This is a genomic window from Streptomyces sp. NPDC041205 (assembly GCF_055591765.1).
Window position 1 is genome coordinate 81,473 of the sequence record NZ_JBVIZH010000016.1, and the last position, 20,875, is coordinate 102,347.

Here is a 20,875-nt window from a genome sequence, read left to right on the forward strand (position 1 = left end):
GCTGTTCGGGCTGGTGAGGGAGTTCGCGTCATACCGCCAGTGAAGGAAGCGCGGCGTTGCGGGCGGGTATGCGGTTTTCGATATGCCGACGATATGCGCCCGCTTGTAGCGTCTATGACATGCGTGTGCTGATCGTCGAGGACGAGCCCTATCTGGCGGAGGCCATCCGCGACGGCCTGCGCCTGGAGGCGATCGCGGCCGACATCGCGGGCGACGGCGACACCGCGCTTGAGCTCCTCGGCGTGAACGCGTACGACATCGCCGTGCTCGACCGTGACGTGCCCGGTCCTTCGGGCGACGAGATCGCCAAGCGCATCGTCGCCTCCGGCAGCGGCATGCCGATCCTCATGCTCACCGCCGCCGACCGCCTCGACGACAAGGCGTCCGGGTTCGAACTGGGCGCCGACGACTACCTCACGAAGCCCTTCGAACTCCGTGAACTCGCGCTCAGACTCAGGGCACTTGACCGCAGACGCGCCCACAGCAGGCCTCCCGTGCGGGAGATCGCGGGCCTGCGCCTGGACCCGTTCCGCCGCGAGGTCTACCGCGACGACCGCTACGTCGCGCTCACCCGCAAGCAGTTCGCGGTCCTCGAAGTCCTCGTCGCGGCCGAAGGCGGTGTCGTGAGCGCCGAGGAACTTCTGGAGCGGGCGTGGGACGAGAACGCCGACCCGTTCACCAACGCCGTACGCATCACGGTCTCCGCCCTGCGCAAACGCCTCGGCGAGCCCTGGCTCATCGCCACCGTGCCGGGCGTCGGCTACCGCATCGACTCGACGCCGGGCACCGGGCGCGGGAGCGGTGACCGTGGATAGGAGGTCCGGCCTGAGCGTGCGCCTCAAGCTCACCCTCAGCTACGCCGGATTCCTCATGCTCGCGGGGGTGCTGCTGATCGGCGCCGCGGGGTTCTTCCTGCTGAGCCAGGGATGGTTGCGGACCAACGAAGAGGGGGCGTGGAAGCAGACTCCGGGCACCGACATGGTGCGCGGTTTCGGGCCGACGGCAGTCGCGGTCATGGTGTTCCTGCTGGTCTTCGGACTCCTGGGCGGCTGGTTCCTCGCCGGGCGGATGCTCGCCCCGCTGACCCGCATCACGGACGCCACGCGGATGGCCACCGACGGCTCGCTCTCCCACCGGATCCGTCTTCCGGGCCGCGAGGACGAGTTCCGCGAACTCGCCGACGCCTTCGACACGATGCTGGAACGGCTCGAAGCGCACGTGGCCGAGCAGCGGAGGTTCGCGGCCAACGCCTCGCACGAGCTGCGTACGCCGCTCGCTGTCTCCAAGACGCTCCTCGACGTGGCCCGCACCGATCCGGACCACGACAGGGGCGAGATCATCGACCGTCTCCAGACGGTGAACACCCGCGCCATCGACCTCACCGAAGCACTGCTCCTGCTCAGCCGCGCCGACCAGCGGTCCTTCACCCCGGAACACGTCGACCTGTCCCTGATGGCGGAAGAGGCCACCGAAACCCTCCTCCCCCTCGCGGAGAAGCGCGGCGTCACCCTCGAAACCTCCGGCGACATCACCCCCACGACCGGGTCGCAGGCGCTCCTGCTCCAACTGGCCACGAACCTCGTGCACAACGCGATCGTCCACAACCTGCCCGCGCACGGCACCGTGTGTGTCACCACCGCTCTTCGCCCCAGGACCGTGCTGCTCACCGTCGAGAACACCGGCGAGAAGGTCTCCCCGGAGCTGGCGGCGACCCTCACCGAGCCGTTCCAGCGCGGCGCCGAACGCCTCCACACCGACCACGCGGGCCTCGGCCTGGGCCTCGCCATCGTCAAGACGATCACGAACGCGCACGACGGCACCCTCACGCTCACCCCGCGCCCCGAGGGCGGGCTCCGCGTCACGGTCGAGCTGCCGAGAGGCGCTGGCCCCGGGGCCTAGGTGTTCTGTCCACGGAGGTTGGTGACGCAGGTCTCGGCCAAGGAATCTTGAAATGAGTGAGCGCCCTCTGGCCCGGCGTGGGGTAGCCGGTCGTGGTGAGGTTCGGCCAGTCGAGGAGAGGAACGTCTTTCATGCGTGCTCGGAACATAGGCGCGTCAGCCGCCACGGCGTTGGCGCTGGTGGCCGCCCGCGACCTCGTGCAGAAAAAGCACGCACTGCTGAGGAACTTCCCCGTGCTGGGTCACGCCAGGTACCTGCTGGAGAAGATCGGCCCCGAGCTGCGGCAGTACATCGTGACGTCCAACGACGAGGAACGGCCCTTCAGCCGTGACCAGCGCAGCTGGATCTACGCGTCGGCGAAGGAGGAGAACAACTACTTCGGGTTCGGCACCGACGACGACGTCGAGCACGAGCAGGGTCACGCGTACGTGAAGCAGCGCACGTTCGCCGGCCGGCTGCCCGATCTGCGCGACGCGCAGGCGCCGTTGCCCTCGGCGAAGGTGCTCGGCGGACCACGAGGCCGCGCGAAGGCGTTCCGTCCGGCGAGTGTCGTCAACATCTCGGCGATGAGCTTCGGCTCGCTGTCCGGCGCGGCCGTCACGGCACTCAACAAGGGCGCGGCGCTGGCCGGGACGATGCACAACACCGGCGAGGGCGGCCTGTCGCCTTACCACCTCAACGGCGGGGAGCTCGTCCTCCAGATCGGTACGTCGTACTTCGGCTGCCGCAACGAGGACGGGACGTTCAACCTCGACGAACTCAAGTCCGTGGTCGCGAGCGGGCCCGTCAGGGCGATCGAGATCAAGCTCTCGCAGGGGGCGAAGCCGGGGCTCGGCGGCATGCTGCCGGGTGCGAAGGTGACCGACGAGATCGCCGCGATCCGCGACATCCCCGCGGGCGAGGACTGCGCGTCGCCCGCGCGGCACACCGCGTTCCACGACGTGGACTCGATGCTCGACTTCGTGGAACTGCTCGCCACGGAGACCGGATTGCCCGTCGGGATCAAGAGCGCCATCGGGGAAATGGGCTTCTGGGAGGAGCTCGCCACCCTGATGGAGCGAGGTGATCGAGGGGTCGACTTCGTGACCGTCGACGGAGGCGAGGGCGGCACCGGGGCCGCTCCCCTGATCTTCGCCGACTCGGTGTCCCTGCCGTTCCGCATGGGCTTCGCCCGCGTCTACAGCGTGTTCGCCGAGCGCGGGCTGACCGACGACATCACCTTCATCGGCTCCGGCAAGCTCGGCCTGCCCGAGAACGCCGTGGTCGCGTTCGCCCTCGGCGTCGACATGGTCAACGTGGGCCGTGAGGCGATGCTGTCCATCGGCTGCATCCAGGCGCAGAAGTGCCACACCGACGCATGCCCCACCGGCGTCGCCACCCAGAACCCGTGGCTGACGCGCGGCATCGACGCACCCTCGAAGGCCATCCGGGCCGCGGGCTACCTGCGCACCCTGCGCAGGGAGTTGCTGAGGGTCTCGGGTGCCGTCGGCGTCGCCCATCCCTCGCTCATCACCCCTGCGGACATCGACATCCTCAACGGCGACTACGACGCCCGCACCCTGGGATGCGTCTACGGCTACAAGGACGGCTGGGGCTCGCTCGGCCCCGAGCTCGCCGATGAGATCACCGAGCTGCTCACTGCCTGAGCACGCCCTCGGGTCGGGACACCGCGCGCGAGGCGGGACAGCGGCCCCGGCGGCGCGGCCCGTACGGGAGTCGGGCGCGCCGCGCGGGCGGGTCAGAGCGCCGAGTCGAGGTGCCCGAGGTGCTCGATGAGGTTCATGTTCTCGGCGTAGTCCACCGGGCAGTTGATGATCGACACGCCCGGGTCCGCCAGTGCCTCGCGGAGCGTCGGCAGCAGGTCCCCGGCGGACTCGATGTGGTAGCCCTTCGCGCCGAAGCTGCGGGCGTACTGGACGATGTCCGGGTTGCCGAAGTCGGTGTTGGAGTTCTCCCCGACCTCCAGGTCCATCTTCCACCGGATGAGCCCGTAGCCGTTGTCCTCCCAGATCAGCACGGTCAGCGGGATGTTCTCGCGGACCGCCGTCTCGATCTCCTGGGAGTGCATGAGGAACGAGCCGTCGCCGACCGCCGCCAGCACCTTCGTCCGCGGCCTGGCGAGCTGGACCGCGAGCGCGCCGGGCAGCGAGAAGCCCATGGTGGACAAGCCGTTGGAGATGAGGCAGGTGTTCGGCGCGTACGTCGGGTAGAGCCGGGCCATCCACATCTTCAGCGCGCCGGTGTCGACCAGCACGATGTCGTCGCGACCGAGCGCGGCGCGGGTGTCGGCGATGACGCGCTGCGGGGCGAGCGGGTAGCGCTCGTCCGCGGCGCCCTGCTCGAGTTCCTTGGCCAGCAGCGCGCGGGTGGCCGTGGTGTCCTTGTCGTCGATACTCCAGCGCAGGCCGTCGAGTTCGGTGGCGAGGGCGTCGAGGGAGGCGGAGATGTCGCCGATGATGCCGACGTCGACCGAGTAGCTGTCGTCCACCTCCGCCGGGAAGCGGTGGATGTGGATGATCTTCTTGTCACCGTCCGGGTTGATCCGGGACGGGTCGAACTCCTGCAGCTCGTAGCCGACGGCGATGATGACGTCGGCCCGCTCGAACCCGAAGTTGGTGTAGTCGCGCCGCATGAAGCCGAACGTGCCGGTCGCGCAGGGGTGGTCGTCGGGCAGGACGCCCTTGCCGTGGAAGGTGGTCGCCGTCGACACGTCGAGTGCGGTGGCGAACGCCGCAAGCGACTCCTCGGCGCCTCCGCGCGCCGCGCCGTGCCCGGCGAGGATCACCGGTCGGCGGGCCTGCCGCAGCAGCTCCGCCGCCCGCTTGACCTGATGCGGGGACGGCGCCTCGGGCCGTACGACGTTCCTGCGCAGCGGGCGCAGGTCCGAGCCGTCCGTCGCCTCGTCGACATCCTCGGGCACGGCGAGGTAGACGGCGCCGGGCCGCTCGGACTCCGCGGTCTTGAACGCGCGCCGCACCATCTCCGGGATGGCCCGGGTGGCCGGGACGCCCGCCGACCACTTCGTGACCGGCGCGAACATGCTCACCAGGTCCACGAACTGGTGGGACTCCTTGTAGTTACGCTCCTTGCCGACCTGCGCGGAGATCGCGACGACGGGCGTGCTGTTCGTCATGGCGTCGGCGACGCCCAGCATCAGGTTGATCGCGCCGGGCCCCAGCGTCGCGGACATCACCCCCGCCGAGCCGGTGAGGCGGCCGTGCATCTCCGCCATGAAGGACGCGGCCTGCTCGTGCCGGGTGAGGACGTAGCGGATCTTCTCCGAGCGGGCGAGGGCGTTGGTGAAACGGATGTTCTCCTCACCGGGCACGCCGAACACCACCTCGACGCCCTCGTTCTCCAGGCAGCGCACCAGGAGTTCGGCCGCTCCGTCGGGGGTCTGCTTCCGGTGCTCGGCGTCGCTCACGCTGATCGTGTCCTCTCCCGGGTTACGGCCGCGCCGATGTGCGGACCGGTCAGACGTCTACCCCGGCCCACGACTCGGACGCCTGCGGACCGGGTCTTACGAGCCAGGCCCTCGCAATTCTTGATCGCCGCCCAGCGTTCCTCGTCGCCATGCCGACACCCCGAACCATCGGACACGGCGAGAAGTACCTGCCCGCCGTGCGACTACCCGGGCCGCAATCGGTCACCGGCCGTGCCCCGGCGACACCGCCTCACCCCCGGTCCGGCGGGTGGGGCGGCGTCGCAGGGCGGGGTCAGGAGCGCCGGACGATGAAGCGGCGCGGCCTGCCCTGGTCGTCCTCCGGCACCGGCGGCACGAACTGGTTCAGCACGGTTCAGCCGGGAGCACGCGGGTTCAGCGGTTGCAGGCGATCGCGGCGTCGGCGCTGTAGTAACCGGGCCCGAGCCGGTAGGAGTTGGCGTAGAGCAGCACGCACTGCTCAGGGGTGAACCCGCTGATCAGGGCGTGCTGGCGGGCCCTCTTCTCGGCCTCGCGCTTGGCTTCCTTGGGGCTGTTCTCGTACGCCCAGCCCGTGAAGACCTGCCGCTCCTGCGCGGCGGTGGGGGCGCCGGCGCTGCTGGCGGTGCCCGTGTCGGCGTGGGCGGCGGTCGGCAGCAGCGCGGCGAGGCCGGCCAGGGCGACGACGGCACCGCCGCGGATGAACCTGGAGATCATGTCAGTGTTCCCTTCTCAGTGATGACTTGGCCAGAAGCGCTGCGATTCAGCGCTGGCAGAACAATTCGGCGACCGCGGCGTACACGCCGATGCCGGCCCACCGGACGTCGGTGCCGCGCACGTAGCACTGGGTGGACTGCCACCCGGCCCATTGGGCGCTCGTGTACGCCATCCGGACCGCGCCGTCCACGGCCTGGGACGGTCCTGTGCCCAGCCCACTGCCGGTGAACGTCCGCACCTCCGGCACGACGGCCGCCTGCTTCGGGGCGCCGCAGTCGGACCGCCGGGCCGCAGTGGTGCCGGGGTCGTAGGAGCCGACGGGTCCGAGCGGGCACGGGTCGGTGACGGAGGTGCGGGCCTGGTGCCCGCCCCCCGCTACGGCACCGGCACCGGCCTGGGCTGCCTGGGCGGAGGTGACGCTGGCGGTGAGGCACGCCAAGGCGGCCAGGGCCACGGCGGCAGCGCGCCGAGGCAGAAAGGACGAGCGGCTCACGGATTCTCCTCACAGGTCGCTTCGGTGGTCACGGGCGGTCCGTGCACCGAGCTGGGGTCCCTACGGAAGGCCCCTCGTCAGCGAGGCTAGGTCGGCCCGCCACGCCTCCGGCACCCGCCCATTCGGGCGGGGCGTTGCCAACTCCCCTTATTTGACGGCATATTGAGGAATAGCCAGTTAGTGATGGAAACCGTTCACGCCGCGGTGCATCACACACCATGCATGACCGGACGCGGGGGTGTTCGTGGGCGGCTCCGGGGGGAACGGCTCGCAGATACTGCAGGACGTACGAGGGGCGTTGGCGGGACACCGGCAGGTGAACCTGACCGGCCCGCTCGGCGTGGGCAAGTCCCACCTCCTCGCACACCTGGACGGCATCACGAGGGTCGACCTCGACCCCGACCTGCCGGGTGCGCTCCGTGCGCTGCGTCGGCATCTGGCCGACCCGGCCGCCGCCCGGCGCCCCCTGGTGCTCGACAGCGTTGACGGCCCGCAGCGGGTAGCCGCCGTCAGTGCGGCCCTGCACGATGCCCGGCACCGGCACTCCGGCCTGGTCGTGGTCAGCCGCCAACCGCTCGCCATGGATCCGCGCTGGACGGACCCCGTCGTCGCCGTCGCCGTCGCACCCGCCTGTGAAGGGCGCATCAGGGTCATGACGGCCGACATCCGGGAGCCCGGCCCGCGGGCCCTGCTGCACCGGCTCGCTGGGGGCATCCCGCTGCTCGCGGACACCGCCCGCCGCGCCTTGGCCTGCGGGGCGGAGTGCGAACCGCCCGGCGCGGTCGCCGACCGCCTCGCGCAGGTGGTGTTGGAGCGGCTCGGCCGCGAACTGCCGGGCCGGCGGTGGCGGCACGCCCTACGGATGCTCGCCACCGTGCGGACCGCGGACGAACGGTTGCTGCCGGGCGGGCCCGACCAGTTCAGCAGGCTCGCGGCGCTCAGCATCGTCTACCGCGACGCCCTCGGCCTGCGGATCGCCGAACCGTACCGGTCGGTCCTCGAACTCGCCTACCGCTGGCGCCGGCCGGAGGCCCACGAGGACAGCCTGACCCGGGCCCGTGACTACCGGCTGGCCCTGCTCCGGCGCGCCCACGACGGCCAGGAGCGCGCCGCGCTCGCCGACCAGGCGCTCTTCCTCACCGGCGACCCGCGGGTCCGCCGCGAGCTCTTCCCCACCGGCGAACGCGCTGTGGGCTTCCGCCCGGCATGCGCGGCGGACCAGGACGACATCGCGCGGCTGATGGACCGGTGGGCCCGGCACAGCGGCTTCGACCCGCGGCGGAGCGCACGTCTGACCGAGCGCTGGGCCGGCCACGACATCTCCACCTTCCACCTCGCCCACGACCGCGACGGCCGACCGATCGGCGTGGCCAACCTGCTGCCGATCGGCGAGCAGAGCGCCGACTGCGCGGAACCGCTGATCCAGCAGCACAGCAGGATGCTGGCCGGCGGCGGGCTGTTCCTCGGCGCGGCCCACTGCGACGACCCCACCGCACGCGCCCTGCTCCTGCGGCACGTACTGCGCCAGGGCATCGCGGCCGGGCGCCTCGTGGTGTCCACCGCGAGCTCGGACTACCAGGAGCTGGTCCGCGGCCTGGGCTTCCGCGTGCACGGCGCCGTCCGCGACGACGTCTACCGCTGCGGCCACCGTCCGCAGGTCTTCAGCAACGAATTCGGCGCCCCCGATCTGCCCGGCTGGCTGGCGCGGGTCGGCAGCAGCGATGGTCCTTCGGGCGGGCCGTCGGCTGAGGTGCCGCACCTGTCCCCCAAGGAGCTGCGCGTCCTGCTCGAATACACCTCGGGCCTGACCCTCCAGTCCGCCGCCCGCCGCACCGGCATCACCCCGAACACCGCCAAGTACTACCTGAGCCGGGTCAAGGCCAAGTACCTGGCGGCGGGACGCCCGACCCACACCAAGATCGACCTGGCCCTGCGGGTCCGCGAGGACGGACTCGACCGCGCGTAACGGGCCCGCAGCGGACGGCCGGGCAGCTGCGCCAGGTCAGGCCCCGGGCCGTTGGTCCGCGTCCGCGCCTGCCAGCGCCGCCCGCAGCCCCGCCGGGTCCACGAACGGTGCCGTCGGCGTCGGCTCGCTGTACCAGCGCAGCGGCCAGGTGTTGCCGTCCAGGGCCGGTACGCCGATGTACGTCACCGTGCGGCAGCCCGCCCCGCCGAACCGCTGCACGCCGAGCGGCCACGCGTGCCCCCTCGCGGTGCCGGGCGCCACCAGGAAGTACATCCACCGGAAGCCGACGGCCTCGCAGATCACGGGGCCCGCGTCCCCGTCCGCCTCCTCGATCAGGCGCGCCGCCACCAGCTCCCCGCGTACGCCGGGGACGCGCAGCGCGTCGAAGTGCACTCCGGACACGCGGAGTTGGTGGCCCGCCAGGGGGACCCAGTCGGGCCAGTGAAACGCGTTGTTCATGGTCACACGGTGCTGTTCGCCGAGCTACGCTCGGTAGTGACCGCGGGGTGACACGCGCACGTGTAGCTGTGGGAGGTGGCCGCTGTGCCGGTCCAGTACAACTCCTCGTCTCCAGGCTCTCCCGGTACGTGGAGGTACGGCGGCAACCAGCTGAAACGCTGGCGCACCAAGGCCAACGTGACGCGCGAGGAGCTGGGTGCCGCGTCCAACTATTCGCCGGACACGATCAAGGCGATGGAGCAGGGTGTGCGGATGCCGACGGCCCGCGTCCTTGATGTGGCGGACGAGCTGTGCCATGCGGAAGGGTTGCTGAGCGCGGCTAAGGATTACGTGAGGCGGGAGCCGTTTCCGGCTCGGGCGCAGGATTTCATGCAGTGCGAGCGGGATGCGCTCACGCTCTGGTCCTACGAACTCGCCCTGATCCCAGGGCTCTTGCAGACCGAGGCCTACGCGAGGCGGCTGATGGGCGACTCGCTGCCGCCGTTGGACGAGGACGCGGTCGAAGAGCGAGTCGCGGCGCGCATGGAGCGACAGCAGCTCCTGGCCCGCAAGCCGCTCGTCGGGTTCAGCTTCGTGCTGTACGAGGCGGTGCTGCACAGCCCGCTGGTGGACAAGGAGCAGCTGGTTCACCTTCAGGAACTCGCGCAGCGGAACAACATCACGCTTCAGGTGCTGCCGTACAGCAGGGCGATCCCGGTCGCGCTCGCTGGCCCAATGGTGCTGCTGGAGACGCGTGACCACGAGCGGTTCGCGCTGTCTGACGGCCAGGCGGTGAGCCAGTTCACCGCGGACGCGCAGGTGGTCAGCAAGCACACGGAGCGGCTTAGCATGATCCGGACGGTGGCCCTCGGTCCGGTCGAGTCGGCCGATCTCATCGAGCAGATGGCGAGCGACCTGTGAGCGACGAACTGACGTGGTTCAAGTCCAGCTACAGCGACGACGAAGGCGCCAACTGCGTCGAAGTTGCCCTCGGCGGGCCCGACGTCGTCCACATACGCGACTCCAAGCGGGCCGCAGGCCCCCACCTCAACGTCTCCGCCCCCGCCTGGAAGGCCTTCGTTTCCGCAGGTCGGCCCGGAGCTTGAGCCCCGGGACCCGAGCTCTTCCCCTGGGTTTGGTTGGTTGAATTCGGACCCAACCAACCAACCGCCTACGGGAGTTGAACGGCACATCACCCTCAAGGGTGACGTTTCGTAGTCAGCTTGCATCAGAACGTAAAGTCGCCCTAGGTTCGCGACAAAGAAACGGCCCCGGCCGGTGCGCCAACACCGGTACCGAGGCCTAGACCTACGAGTCGAGTCGAGTTCGATCGTGGCTTACGCCAAGCTTAATGCCGCCCTGCCGTCCCCGTCGCATCCCATGGCGAAATCGGGCTACGGCAAACGCCCTGCGGGTGACGAATCCCCGCACAGTGAAGCCGACTTCGCACGTCTGACCGCACGTGACGCGGAGATCGCGACCTTCATCGACCACCTCGCCGTTGGCGCGGCGATGGGTCACAAGGTCATCGCCGCCGAACACCCCCGCTACGGCCAGCAGGCCGTCCGTACGTCGATGGGAAACCTGATCACGGCGGGTCACCTCCGCTGGATCAAGGAACACCTCACGATCGAGGACAACTCGATGCGCTGGGTGACCAGGACGTACTGGTCCAGGGCGCCCAAGTCCCCCGAATGGTGGGCCGAGTTCGCGCGGGATCGGCATGGGCGGGACGTGACGGACCAGTACCGTCCGGGCCTCGCCCGGGTCGACCAGGAGGCCGACCCCGAGGCCCCGCCCGCCGAACCCGGGCCGGGGGTTGGTCCCGCCGAAACCGAACCCGCGCCGGAGGCCGTCCCCGCTGAACCCCGGCCGGAGGCAAGCGCCGCCCACCAAGCCCTCGTCCGGCTCCGCGCAGCGGACTCGCGGCTCGCGCTGTCCGAGCGGGACTGCCGGGCCCTCGAACCCCTCGCCGCCGAGTGGCTGGCGCGCGGGGTGACCCCGGCCGACCTGGTCCAGGAGCTGACCGCAGGTCTGCCCGATGCCGTCACCAACCCGGGCGGCTTCATCCGTAAACGATTGGAGAACAAGATGCCCCCCAAGCCCGCCAAGCTGCCCAAGGGCCCGGGCAAGACCCGGCTGCGCGCCCGCGTCACCCGGGCGGTGATCGTCTGCGGCCTCTGCGAAGAGCCGGAGATGTCCGTGCCGCTCATCAACGGGCTGTGCGCCGAGTGCCGCGCGGAGTGCGACCTTGACGAGGCGGGACCGCCGCGCGAGTTCGACCTGGAGACGCTTCTGCCCGGCCTCCGCCCGGTGGAGCCGCCGGTGGACGTCGAGGCGCGGGCCGATGAGGCGCGGCGGGCGGCGGGGCTGCCGGCGCGGAAGCGGCCCAGGTGACCCCACAGGTTTCCCCACCAAGGGCAAGCGCGCGCCTTGCGCGCCTGAAACCGGAAACAGACACATCTACCTTGGAGGTAGTCCGATGGCATTGGTGAGTCCGCACGCCGAAAGGGGGCCTGACATGGCCCAGGTCACCATCGAGATGGACGAGGGCTTCCTGGCGGATCTGCGCAAGATCCTCGACGCGGAGACGAACGAGGAGGCGGTGAGGGAGGCCGCGATGCGGCTGGCCAAGCTGCAGCGCCGACGGGAGTTCGCCGACGCGATCAAGTCGGGTGAGATCGACTTGATGTACGACGTGCGGGACCAGCCGGAAGAGGGGACGGCGCAGGGATGAGCGAGCGATACCTCATCGACAAGTCCGCGCTCGCGCGGTGGGGGCAACCGGCGGTGGCCGAAGTGCTTGACCCGCTTTTGGAGGACGGCCTGCTGTGCGTCTCGGGTGCCGTGCAGATCGAGACCATGTACTCGGCGCGAGACGCCCAGCACGCGCGGAAGCTCGAGCACTTCCTCAGCGGCTTCGACTATCTCCACTGCCCCGACGAAGTCTGGGACGCGGCCATCGCCACCCAGGACAAGGCCATCAAGAAGGGCAACCACCGCGCCCTCTCCCTGCCCGACCTGGTCATCGCGGCCACCGCGCAGCGTCACCGCGTCACCGTCCTGCACTACGACGAGGACTACGACCAGATCGCCGCCTTGAGCGGACACAGCAGCCGGTGGGTGGTCGACCGGGGCGCGGCGGACGCCGACGGGGCCCGCCGTGCGGCCGGGCTCGTGCCGAGGGGGCGCGGATGAGCGTCGAGGACGTCGTGGAGTTCGAGGAGCTTGCCCGGGGGGCTCCCGAGACGGTCTCGCTCGAACTCGTCGACGGAAAGCTGGGGGTCAAGCCAGTGCCGGACGGCGACCACGGGGAGATCGTCATGTGGCTGCTGCGCCAGTGCCTGCAACAGCGCCCCGAGCTGGGCCTGTACCCCGAGCAGGGCCTGGTGATCGAGGGCTGGCACGCGGGCAGGGTCAAGCCCGACGGGGCGCTCGCCCCCATCGGCACCTTCGCCGGACAGGGCGAGTGGGCCGCCCCGGACCATGTCCTCATGACCGCCGAGGTCCCCGCGCGCGACCACGACGCCGACCGTCTTGAGCGCTACGAAAAGGGATGCGGGTACGCGCGGTCGGGCATTCCCGTCCATCTAGTGATCGACCGCAACAGCGACACCCTGACGGTGTTCAGCGACCTACGCGACGGCGAGTACTGCCAGCGCCGTACGTACTCCTACGGCGCCACGGTCGGACTCCCCGCCCCCGTGGCCATCACCTTGCACACCGAGAAACTGAAGGACTACGCACGCTGAAGCCCGTATCACCGCTGTGAGCCACCCCACTTTCCGGAGTGCCCCGGTCCGCAGCGGGCAGAGGACTCCCCGGAGCGGCCGGAGGGCAAAGGGCCACCGTGATGATCAAGGCGTGAGCGGGACATCTCACGATCTGATACTCGCGGGGCGGAATTCGGCCGCTCGTTAGACTGAGCCGACCGCAGTGATGCGGAACGAGACGGACTGAGCGAGGAGCGCACGTGGGCCTTGTCGTGCAGAAGTACGGAGGCTCCTCCGTAGCCGATGCCGAGGGCATCAAGCGGGTCGCCAAGAGGATCGTCGACGCCAAGAAGAACGGCCACCAGGTCGTTGTCGTGGTGTCGGCGATGGGTGACACGACGGATGAGTTGATCGATCTCGCCGGACAGGTATCGCCGATTCCTGCCGGGCGCGAATTCGACATGCTGCTGACCGCCGGAGAGCGGATCTCCATGGCCCTCCTGGCCATGGCGATCAAAAACCTGGGCCACGCCGCCCAGTCGTTCACCGGCAGCCAGGCCGGTGTCATCACCGACTCGGTTCACAACAAAGCGCGCATCATCGATGTCACGCCCGGCCGCATCCGGACCTCGATCGACGAGGGCAACATCGCCATCGTCGCCGGGTTCCAGGGCGTCAGCCAGGAGGGCAAGAACATCACCACGCTGGGCCGCGGCGGCTCCGACACCACCGCCGTCGCCCTCGCCGCCGCGCTCGACGCGGAGGTCTGCGAGATCTACACCGACGTCGACGGTGTGTTCACCGCCGACCCGCGCGTCGTGAAGAAGGCGCGCAAGATCGAGTGGATCTCGTTCGAGGACATGCTGGAGCTCGCCAGCTCCGGGTCCAAGGTGCTGCTCCACCGCTGCGTGGAGTACGCCCGTCGTTACAACATCCCGATTCACGTCCGGTCGTCCTTCTCGGGACTGCAGGGCACGTGGGTCAGCAACGAACCGCAAGGGGACCGCAAGGTGGAGCAGGCCATCATCTCCGGTGTCGCGCACGACACGTCCGAGGCCAAGATCACGGTCGTGGGCGTCCCGGACAAGCCGGGCGAGGCCGCGTCGATCTTCCGGGCGATCGCCGACGCCGAGGTCAACATCGACATGGTCGTGCAGAACGTGTCGGCCGCCTCGACGGGCCTGACCGACATCTCCTTCACGCTGCCGAAGACCGAGGGCCGCAAGGCCATCGACGCGCTGGAGAAGACCCGGGCCCAGGTCGGCTTCGACTCCCTGCGCTACGACGACCAGATCGCGAAGATCTCGCTCGTCGGCGCCGGCATGAAGACCAACCCCGGAGTCACGGCGACCTTCTTCGAGGCGCTGAGCGACGCGGGCGTGAACATCGAGCTGATCTCGACGTCCGAGATCCGCATCTCCGTGGTCACCCGCGCCGACGACGTGAACGAAGCCGTGCGCGCCGTGCACACCGCCTTCGGCCTCGACTCGGACTCGGACGAGGCCGTGGTCTATGGAGGCACCGGGCGATGAACCGCAAGCCGACGCTCGCGGTCGTCGGAGCGACCGGGGCCGTCGGCACGGTGATGCTCCAGATCCTGTCGCAGCACGCCGACATCTGGGGCGAGATCCGACTCGTCGCCTCCCCGCGCTCGGCCGGCCGCAAGCTGGCCGTGCGCGGTGCGGAGGCCGAGGTCCTCGCGCTCAGCGAGGACGTCTTCGACGGCGTGGACGTCGCCATGTTCGACGTCCCCGTCGAGGTGGCCGAGCAGTGGGCGCCCATCGCCGCGTCGCGCGGCGTCGTGGTCGTCGACAACTCCGCCGCCTTCCGGATGGACCCGGACGTCCCGCTGGTCGTGCCCGAGGTCAATCCGCACGCCGCCCGGCTCCGGCCCCGCGGCATCGTCGCCAACCCGAACTGCACCACCCTGTCGATGATCGTCGCCCTCGGCGCCCTGCACGCCGAGTTCGGCCTGCGCGAGCTGATCGTCTCCTCGTACCAGGCGGTGAGCGGGGCCGGGAAGGACGGCATCGACACCCTGCGGCGGCAGCTGAAGCTCGTCGCGGGCTCGGAGCTCGGCACCGGCCCCGGTGACGTCCGGCGGGCCGTGGGCGACGACACCGGGCCCTTCCCCGAGCCCGTCGCGCTGAACGTCGTGCCGTGGGTCGGCGCGCTCCGCGAGGACGGCTGGTCCTCGGAGGAGATGAAGGTCCGCGACGAGTCCCGCAAGATCCTCGGCCTGCCCGACCTGAAGGTCGCCGTCACCTGCGTCCGCGTCCCCGTCGTCACCACCCACTCGGTGACGGTGCACGCGCGCTTCGAGGACGAGGTGACCGTGGCCCGCGCCCGCGAGATCCTGGCGACCGCGCCCGGCGTCGTGCTGTTCGACGACCCCGCCGCCGGGGAGTTCCCCACCCCCGCCGACGCCACCGGCACCGACCCGACGTGGGTCGGACGGCTGCGCCGCGCCCTCGACGACCCGACGGCGCTCGAATTCTTCGCGTGCGGGGACAACTTGCGCAAGGGCGCGGCCCTGAACACCACGCAGATCGCGGAGCTGATCGCGGGCGAGTTCACCGGCGGCTGACCGGAGCGGGCCGGAGCAGGGGAGTCGGCAGCCCGGAGCCGGGGAGCCGACGGCCCCGGGGCCGCGGAGGCGTTGCTTCCGTCGTCGTTCGGGCCGCCCGGAGCGGAACGCACCATGGGAACTGTGTAAGTTCTGTGTTCAATCCGATGGTCCAGACCGCTTGAACTGGGGCGTCTCCGCGTTCGAAGATTCGGCTTCCGCGTCGTGCAACCGCGACGGCGTGGCGCGCGTCTTCGCCGTCGCCCTCCAGTGGGCGGCCTGAAGCGCTGCGAAAAAGAATATGGGGCATAGGGGAAGAGCTGGTACGCATGGGGGCTTTTGATGCATCGTCGCGAGCGGTTCCCGCGACCGCGACGCACGCCGCGACCACGGCGCCTGCGGCCCGCACCGGGCAGGCGATGCGGAACGCCACACCCGACGCGTACAACCCTGATGGGGGGAAGCGTGTCAAACAGGCGTGGCAGAGGTACTGGACTTCACAGCAGCGAGCGGCGCGGTGGCATTGCGCCCGCCCAGGCGCCCGCGCGTACCCGGCGGCATGCCGGTGATCGCCCCCATGCCCGCAGCGCGGCCCGCCCGCATCCCGACTCAGCGCGAGGGCGATGAGTTGAGCGTGACCGCGGGCACCACCGTCGACCATCTCACCGAGACCTACCGCGCCCACTACCGGTCGCTGCTCGGACTCGCCGCGCTGCTCCTGGACGACACCGCCTCCTGCGAGGACGTCGTACAGGAGGCGTTCATCCGCGTGCACTCCGCACGCAAGCGCGTGCGCGACCCCGAGAAGACCCTGGCCTACCTCCGCCAGACCGTCGTCAACCTCTCCCGGTCCGCGCTGCGCCGCCGCATCCTCGGCCTGAAGCTGCTCACCAAGCCGATGCCGGACATGGCGAGCGCCGAGGAGGGCGCGTACGACCTCCTTGAGCGCGACGAACTCATCAAGGCCATGCGCGGCCTCCAGCGCCGCCAGCGCGAGGTCCTCGTCCTGCGGTACTTCGCGGACATGACCGAGGCCCAGGTCGCCGAGACCCTCGGGATATCCCTCGGCTCGGTCAAGGCGTACGGCTCGCGGGGCATCGCCGCCCTGCGTGTCGCCATGGAGGCCCCGGCATGACGGGCAGGGGACGCCAGGGCAGCGGTACGACGGAGAAGCGCGGCGCCGCGGACAAGCTGGGTGCGCAGGGCAAGCCGAGCGCGCCGGACAAGCGGGACCTGTACGAAGAGCGGGACGCCGGGCGCGCCCGCGGGCAAGACGCTGGGAACGGAACTGTGAAGCACGGGCCGAGCGGCAAGGGCCGCCCCGACCGCGGACTCGGCGTACTCGGCCTGATCGTGAGCGACTCAGGCGCGGGGTCGCAGGGCGGTGCGTCGAACGACGGCCCCGCACGCGGCGGCGGCCCCGGCGGCAGCGGCGCGGCCGGAGGTTCGGGCGGCGGTCCGCGCGGGACCGGCCCGGGCGGCGGCTCCGGCGGCTCCGGCGGTGGCCCCTTCGGCGGCGGCCTGTTCGGCGGCTCCGGCGACCCTGACGACGCCAACGACCCCGACGGGCTGCACGGCGACGAACTCGCGCTGCGGCGCCTGCTCCAGCAGGCCGTCCAGGAGATCCAGCCGGGCGACGCCGCCCTGGAGCGGCTGCGGCACGCGGTGCCCGCACGCCGCGCCCGCAAGCGCCAGGCCCTCGTCGGCATGGCGGCCGCGGCGCTCCTCGTCGGCACGGCCATCCCGGCCCTCGTGCACGTCGCCGGTTCCGGCGGCGACTCGGACGCGCGCCCCTCCATCATCGGCGCGGGCAGCAACCACCCCAGCCAGGGCGACACCGGCGGCAGCAAGGACCGCGGCGAGCACGGCAAGGGCGACAAGGTCAAGGACAAGGAAGACAAGAAGGACAAGAAGGAAGAGAAGGGCAAGGAGGGGAAGGGCAAGGACGGCAAGGGCAAGGACGGCAAGCAGGGCGGCGCCACCGGCGGCCCCGACCCGACGGACGACGACACGGACGCCGTGTCCTCGCCCAGCTGCGACGCCGCCCAGCTCGGCGCCACCGGCTCCGTCGCCCCCGCCGAGGCCAATGGCACGGTCTACGGCACCTTCCGGATCTCCAACACCTCCGGCAACAGCTGCACTGTCAACTCGGCCGGCAGCGTCAACGCCGCGGCCCTCGGCGCGGCCGACCCCGCGAACGTCAACGTCGTCGACCACACGGCGGGCGACGCCGCGACCGGTCTGCCCGACCCGGCGCAGGAGTCCAGCGCGCTCGTCCTGAAGCCCGGCGCCTCGTACGAGGTGCGGTTCGCCTTCGTTCCCTCGGGGACCTGTCCGTCCGACGGCGGTGACCCCTCGCCCAACCCCACGCCCAGCGACAGCGGCGGCGCCAGCGGCGGCAGCGGCTCCGAGAGCGGCGCGCCGGACGGCACGACGACGCAGCTGGTCCCCGAGGAGGGCACGGAGGACGGAAAGGTCGCCGTGTCCCTGACGGCCGAGCCGGGCTCGCCCTCCGCGGGCGCGACGGTGCCCAACGCGTGTGCGGGGACCGTGTACAAGACCGGGGTGCTCGCGGCGCAGTGACGCGCGCGGCGTGGTGACACGTGCCGCGAGCCCCGCGGAGCGCCTCGGCGGTGTCCGCTCACGCCTCCGTGGCGTCCGGTACCAGCCCCAGCTCGGCGTCCCGTGCGAACTCCCGCTCGCGCCGGAACAGCCGGAACCACATGAACACCACGAAGCCCGCGAAGACGAACCACTCGCCGGTGTAGCCGAGGTTCTGGAAGGCCTTCATGTCCAGGCCCGAGTCCTCCGGCGCCGTCGCCGGAACCGGCGTCAGCGGCCCCGTGGCCCGGTCGAGGGTGACCCACGCGTCGTACAGGTCGTCCGGGACCATGTTCACCAGGGACGCCCCGCTGATCATGCCCACCTGGCCGGACGGCAGCCCGCCCGCCGTGGTCACGCCGTTCGAGCTCTGGCTCTCCGAGGCCTGGAGCGCGCCCGTGACCGTGACCTCGCCCTTCGGCGGCGCCGGAGCCTTCTTCACGTCCGCCCTGCCCGGCAGCCAGCCCCGCACCACCGGCAGCGACTTGCCCGCGTCCGTGCGCAGCAGCGTCAGGACGTAGTACCCGCTCTTGTCGTCCAACTCCCGGTCCGGCACGAGCAGTTGCCTGCCCCACCGGCCGGTCGCCGTCGCCCGCTCGCCCGAGGTCTTCTTGTCCACCGGCAGCAGCGAGGCCAGCGGGCGGGCCGCGCCCGTGTCCGTGGTCGCCTGGCGCTCGGCGTCCTTGTGGTCCTGTACGCGGTCCTCGAAGCGGGTGAGCTGCCAGGAGCCCATGAAGAGGCACACGGGGATCGCCAGGGCGACGAAGAGGTTGATGCCCCACCAGCGGGGCGTCAGCAGGAACCGGTACACACCCCCACGGTACGGGGCGCCTGCGGGGGCCTTGCCGGGGGCTCCCCAATCCCGCCCCTTCCCGGCTGTGTCGATTTGCGGCTCCGCCGCGTGGGGGGCTCCGCCCCAGACCCCGCTCCTCAAACTCCCCCGAGCTCTTAAGGAGCAGGGGGGACCCCCACGAGGGGCTGCCTATAGCCCGTCCGGCGTTTGAGGACGAGGCGCGGAGCGGCGACAAGCGGGGGTCCGGGGGCGGCAGCCCCCGGTTTCGGGAAGGGGCGGGATCGGGGAAAGCCCCGCAGGGCCCCACCCCCCTACCCCAAATGCCGCCCCGCGAAGTCCAGCTCAAGCGCCACCTGCTTGATCCGCTCGTCCACGACGAGGGAACCGTGCCCGGCGTCGTAGCGATACACCTCGTGGACGGCCCCCCGCGCGGCGAGCCGGTCTACGTAGTTCTCGACCTGGCGGATCGGGCACCGCGGGTCGTTCACCCCGGCGGAGATGTAGACGGGCACCTTGACGGCGTCGACGTAGGTGAGGGGAGAGGAGGCGGAGAACCGGTCGGGGACCTCTTCGGGGGTGCCGCCGAAGAACGTGCGGTCGATGGCCTTCAGGGCCTCCATCTCGTCGTGGTACGCCGTCACGTAGTCGGCGACGGGCACGGCGGCGAGCCCGAGGGCCCACGCGTCGGGCTGCGTACCGAGCCCGAGGAGGGTGAGATAGCCGCCCCAGGAGCCGCCGGAGAGGACGAGGCGGTCGGGGTCGGCGAGCCCGGACGCGACGGCCCATTCGCGGACGGCGGCGATGTCCTCCAGCTCGATGAGGCCGACGCGGTGCTTGAGGGCGTCGGTCCACTCGCGGCCGTAGCCGGTGGAGCCGCGGTAGTTGACGCGGACGACCGCGTACCCGTGGTCGACCCAGGCGGCCGGGCCTGCCGCGAAGGAGTCGCTGTCGTGCCAGGTCGGACCGCCGTGCACCTCGAAGACGGTGGGCAGCGGCCCGCTCGCCCCCGCGGGCTTCTGGACGAGGGCGTGGATGCGGCCGCCGGGCCCGTCCACCCACACGTCCTCGACGGGCACCGACCGCGGCGCCTTCATGCCGGGCGGGTCCAGGACGACCTTGCCGGAGGTGGAGCGCAGGACGGGCGGCTCGGCGGCGGACGACCACATGTACTCGACGGTGCCGTCGGGGCGGGCGGTGGCGCCGGAGACGGAGCCGCGGGGGGTCTCGACCCGCGTCAGCTCGCGGCTCGCGAGGTCGTACCGCCACAGGTCGCCGCGGGCCTCGAAGCCGTGGCCGACGAGCAGCGCGGAGCCGTCCGGATACCACTCGGCGGAGACGTCGCCGGGCAGGTCGAGGGCGAGGTCGGTCTGCTCGCCGGTGGCCACGTCCCACACCATCGGCTCCCAGCGGCCGCGGCGCTGGTGGCCCACCAGGAGGCGGGTGTCGCCGTCGACCGGGGCGAAGCCGAGGACCTCAAGGCCGAGCTCGACCGTGCCGCCCTCGCTGTCGTCGAGCTCGGCGACGGCCGAGCCGTCGGTGCGCACGACGCGCAGCGCGGGGTGCATCGCGTCGCCGTGCTCCGTGTGCTCGATGGCGATGAGGGTGCCGTCGTGGGAGAGGTCGCCGAGACCCGCGGACTCGCGGTGGCGGTAGATCTCGGCGGGGGCGTCCCCGGGGGCGGCGTCGGCGCGGACGATGTGGATCGTCGTGCCGACCTCGTCCGTGGAGCGGCCGACGACGACCGTGCGCCCGTCGCGGCCGATGGCGAGGCCCGCCGGATACGACGGGTCGAGGCCCGGCACGGCGGGCTCGTCCGCGCCGCTGCCGTCGAAGGGCTGGCGCATCCACACGCCGAACTCGTCGCCGTCCTTGTCGTTGAACCACCAGATCCAGCGGCCGTCCGGCGAGAGCAGGCCGTCCGTCGTGCCGTTCGGCCGGTCGGTGACCTGGCGCTGCTCGCCCGTGGCGCGGTCCCACGCGTACAGCTCGTACGTCCCTGTGGCGTTCGACACGAACAGGGAGTGGTCGGGGGCGTCCTCGGCCCAGTCCGGCAGGGAGACGCGGGGCGCGCGGAAGCGCTTCTCCCAGTCGGGCGTCGGCCCCGTCCCCGACGACGTGGTCCCCGGCGACGTGGTGCCCTCGCCCCGGCCCGTCCCTGCGCTCGGCCCCGTACCCGCATTCGGCTGCGTACCCGTGTCACTCATGGCCCCATAGTGCCTGGCCGGGGCGCCCTCCCGCTGGCGAGGGTCCCCAGCCTGTGGATAACTT

20 protein-coding genes are annotated in these 20,875 nt (G+C 71.2%); 14 read left to right on the forward strand and 6 right to left on the reverse strand.

The features are described 5' to 3' along the window. The first annotated feature begins 119 nt into the window (after positions 1–119). The 3 genes from ACZ6BG_RS38155 to ACZ6BG_RS38165 all read left to right on the forward strand — a co-directional run bounded on the left by ACZ6BG_RS38155 (position 120) and on the right by ACZ6BG_RS38165 (position 3,545). On the forward strand, positions 120–815 hold the full coding sequence (locus ACZ6BG_RS38155) for a response regulator transcription factor (RefSeq protein WP_469010719.1): 696 nt from the start codon (positions 120–122) through the stop codon (positions 813–815). Next, a complete protein-coding gene (locus ACZ6BG_RS38160; RefSeq protein WP_469010721.1) occupies positions 808–1,899 on the forward strand; it encodes a sensor histidine kinase in 1,092 nt (363 codons plus the stop codon). Before ACZ6BG_RS38155 ends, ACZ6BG_RS38160 begins: the two co-directional genes overlap by 8 nt. A 131-nt stretch (positions 1,900–2,030) precedes the next feature. Then, positions 2,031–3,545, forward strand: coding sequence for a glutamate synthase-related protein (locus ACZ6BG_RS38165; protein WP_469010724.1), 1,515 nt, complete (start codon positions 2,031–2,033; stop codon positions 3,543–3,545). A 92-nt stretch (positions 3,546–3,637) separates the two neighbouring features. Here ACZ6BG_RS38165 and ACZ6BG_RS38170 read toward each other — a convergent pair whose 3' ends face one another. The 3 genes from ACZ6BG_RS38170 to ACZ6BG_RS38180 all read right to left on the reverse strand — a co-directional run bounded on the left by ACZ6BG_RS38170 (position 3,638) and on the right by ACZ6BG_RS38180 (position 6,530). After that, on the reverse strand, positions 3,638–5,323 hold the full coding sequence (locus tag ACZ6BG_RS38170; RefSeq protein ID WP_469010727.1) for an acetolactate synthase large subunit: 1,686 nt from the start codon (positions 5,321–5,323) through the stop codon (positions 3,638–3,640). 393 nt (positions 5,324–5,716) lie between these two features. Continuing rightward, entirely contained in the window at positions 5,717–6,037 is a 321-nt protein-coding gene (locus ACZ6BG_RS38175) for a hypothetical protein (RefSeq protein ID WP_469010731.1), read from the reverse strand. 46 nt (positions 6,038–6,083) lie between these two features. Continuing rightward, positions 6,084–6,530 carry a hypothetical protein gene (locus ACZ6BG_RS38180; protein ID WP_469010733.1) on the reverse strand — a complete coding sequence of 149 codons (447 nt, stop codon included), beginning with the start codon at positions 6,528–6,530 and terminating at the stop codon, positions 6,084–6,086. A 316-nt stretch (positions 6,531–6,846) separates the two neighbouring features. Here ACZ6BG_RS38180 and ACZ6BG_RS38185 point away from each other — a divergent pair, with 316 nt between their 5' ends. Beyond that, complete coding sequence (locus ACZ6BG_RS38185) at positions 6,847–8,496, forward strand: hypothetical protein (RefSeq protein ID WP_469010735.1); 1,650 nt, start codon at positions 6,847–6,849, stop codon at positions 8,494–8,496. A gap of 36 nt (positions 8,497–8,532) precedes the next feature. On the opposite strand, the gene ACZ6BG_RS38190 is transcribed toward ACZ6BG_RS38185, so the two are convergent. Further along, a complete protein-coding gene (locus ACZ6BG_RS38190) occupies positions 8,533–8,961 on the reverse strand; it encodes a hypothetical protein (protein ID WP_469010737.1) in 429 nt (142 codons plus the stop codon). A gap of 78 nt (positions 8,962–9,039) precedes the next feature. Between ACZ6BG_RS38190 and ACZ6BG_RS38195 the strand changes: the two genes are divergently transcribed. From ACZ6BG_RS38195 to ACZ6BG_RS38240, 10 genes are all read left to right on the forward strand, one after another. Then, a complete protein-coding gene (locus tag ACZ6BG_RS38195; protein WP_469010739.1) occupies positions 9,040–9,855 on the forward strand; it encodes a helix-turn-helix domain-containing protein in 816 nt (271 codons plus the stop codon). After that, on the forward strand, positions 9,852–10,040 hold the full coding sequence (locus tag ACZ6BG_RS38200; RefSeq protein WP_469010743.1) for a DUF397 domain-containing protein: 189 nt from the start codon (positions 9,852–9,854) through the stop codon (positions 10,038–10,040). Before ACZ6BG_RS38195 ends, ACZ6BG_RS38200 begins: the two co-directional genes overlap by 4 nt. A 274-nt stretch (positions 10,041–10,314) precedes the next feature. Beyond that, positions 10,315–11,331, forward strand: coding sequence for a hypothetical protein (locus ACZ6BG_RS38205; protein WP_469010746.1), 1,017 nt, complete (start codon positions 10,315–10,317; stop codon positions 11,329–11,331). A gap of 124 nt (positions 11,332–11,455) precedes the next feature. Next, entirely contained in the window at positions 11,456–11,671 is a 216-nt protein-coding gene (locus ACZ6BG_RS38210; protein ID WP_469010748.1) for a type II toxin-antitoxin system VapB family antitoxin, read from the forward strand. Next, positions 11,668–12,132 carry a PIN domain-containing protein gene (locus ACZ6BG_RS38215; protein WP_469010750.1) on the forward strand — a complete coding sequence of 155 codons (465 nt, stop codon included), beginning with the start codon at positions 11,668–11,670 and terminating at the stop codon, positions 12,130–12,132. The genes ACZ6BG_RS38210 and ACZ6BG_RS38215 overlap by 4 nt, the downstream gene beginning before the upstream one ends. Further along, complete coding sequence (locus ACZ6BG_RS38220; RefSeq protein WP_469010753.1) at positions 12,129–12,686, forward strand: Uma2 family endonuclease; 558 nt, start codon at positions 12,129–12,131, stop codon at positions 12,684–12,686. The genes ACZ6BG_RS38215 and ACZ6BG_RS38220 overlap by 4 nt, the downstream gene beginning before the upstream one ends. Positions 12,687–12,907: 221 nt before the next feature. Beyond that, positions 12,908–14,179 (forward strand): aspartate kinase, encoded by a 1,272-nt coding sequence (locus ACZ6BG_RS38225; RefSeq protein WP_289947889.1) that lies wholly within the window; start codon positions 12,908–12,910, stop codon positions 14,177–14,179. After that, positions 14,176–15,234 carry an aspartate-semialdehyde dehydrogenase gene (locus ACZ6BG_RS38230; protein ID WP_469010759.1) on the forward strand — a complete coding sequence of 353 codons (1,059 nt, stop codon included), beginning with the start codon at positions 14,176–14,178 and terminating at the stop codon, positions 15,232–15,234. Before ACZ6BG_RS38225 ends, ACZ6BG_RS38230 begins: the two co-directional genes overlap by 4 nt. A 457-nt stretch (positions 15,235–15,691) precedes the next feature. Next, complete coding sequence (locus ACZ6BG_RS38235) at positions 15,692–16,348, forward strand: SigE family RNA polymerase sigma factor (protein ID WP_380842537.1); 657 nt, start codon at positions 15,692–15,694, stop codon at positions 16,346–16,348. Further along, positions 16,345–17,796, forward strand: coding sequence for a hypothetical protein (locus ACZ6BG_RS38240; protein ID WP_469010765.1), 1,452 nt, complete (start codon positions 16,345–16,347; stop codon positions 17,794–17,796). The genes ACZ6BG_RS38235 and ACZ6BG_RS38240 overlap by 4 nt, the downstream gene beginning before the upstream one ends. Positions 17,797–17,854: 58 nt before the next feature. On the opposite strand, the gene ACZ6BG_RS38245 is transcribed toward ACZ6BG_RS38240, so the two are convergent. Both ACZ6BG_RS38245 and ACZ6BG_RS38250 read right to left on the reverse strand, forming a co-directional pair. Next, positions 17,855–18,625, reverse strand: a complete 771-nt coding sequence (locus ACZ6BG_RS38245) for an SURF1 family protein (protein WP_469010767.1) — start codon at positions 18,623–18,625, stop codon at positions 17,855–17,857. 293 nt (positions 18,626–18,918) lie between these two features. Next, positions 18,919–20,811, reverse strand: coding sequence for a S9 family peptidase (locus tag ACZ6BG_RS38250; RefSeq protein ID WP_469010770.1), 1,893 nt, complete (start codon positions 20,809–20,811; stop codon positions 18,919–18,921). Positions 20,812–20,875 lie beyond the last annotated feature (64 nt).

Excerpts from the sequence above, each read along its gene's own strand:
- ACZ6BG_RS38155 (WP_469010719.1), top strand. The coding sequence starts at position 120 with ATGCGTGTGCTGATCGTCGAGGACGAGCCCTATCTGGCGGAGGCCATC.
- ACZ6BG_RS38165 (WP_469010724.1), top strand. The coding sequence starts at position 2,031 with ATGCGTGCTCGGAACATAGGCGCGTCAGCCGCCACGGCGTTGGCGCTG.
- ACZ6BG_RS38175 (WP_469010731.1), bottom strand. The coding sequence starts at position 6,037 with ATGATCTCCAGGTTCATCCGCGGCGGTGCCGTCGTCGCCCTGGCCGGC.
- ACZ6BG_RS38205 (WP_469010746.1), top strand. The coding sequence starts at position 10,315 with ATGGCGAAATCGGGCTACGGCAAACGCCCTGCGGGTGACGAATCCCCG.
- ACZ6BG_RS38210 (WP_469010748.1), top strand. The coding sequence starts at position 11,456 with ATGGCCCAGGTCACCATCGAGATGGACGAGGGCTTCCTGGCGGATCTG.
- ACZ6BG_RS38215 (WP_469010750.1), top strand. The coding sequence starts at position 11,668 with ATGAGCGAGCGATACCTCATCGACAAGTCCGCGCTCGCGCGGTGGGGG.
- ACZ6BG_RS38220 (WP_469010753.1), top strand. The coding sequence starts at position 12,129 with ATGAGCGTCGAGGACGTCGTGGAGTTCGAGGAGCTTGCCCGGGGGGCT.
- ACZ6BG_RS38230 (WP_469010759.1), top strand. The coding sequence starts at position 14,176 with ATGAACCGCAAGCCGACGCTCGCGGTCGTCGGAGCGACCGGGGCCGTC.
- ACZ6BG_RS38240 (WP_469010765.1), top strand. The coding sequence starts at position 16,345 with ATGACGGGCAGGGGACGCCAGGGCAGCGGTACGACGGAGAAGCGCGGC.
- ACZ6BG_RS38250 (WP_469010770.1), bottom strand. The coding sequence starts at position 20,811 with ATGAGTGACACGGGTACGCAGCCGAATGCGGGTACGGGGCCGAGCGCA.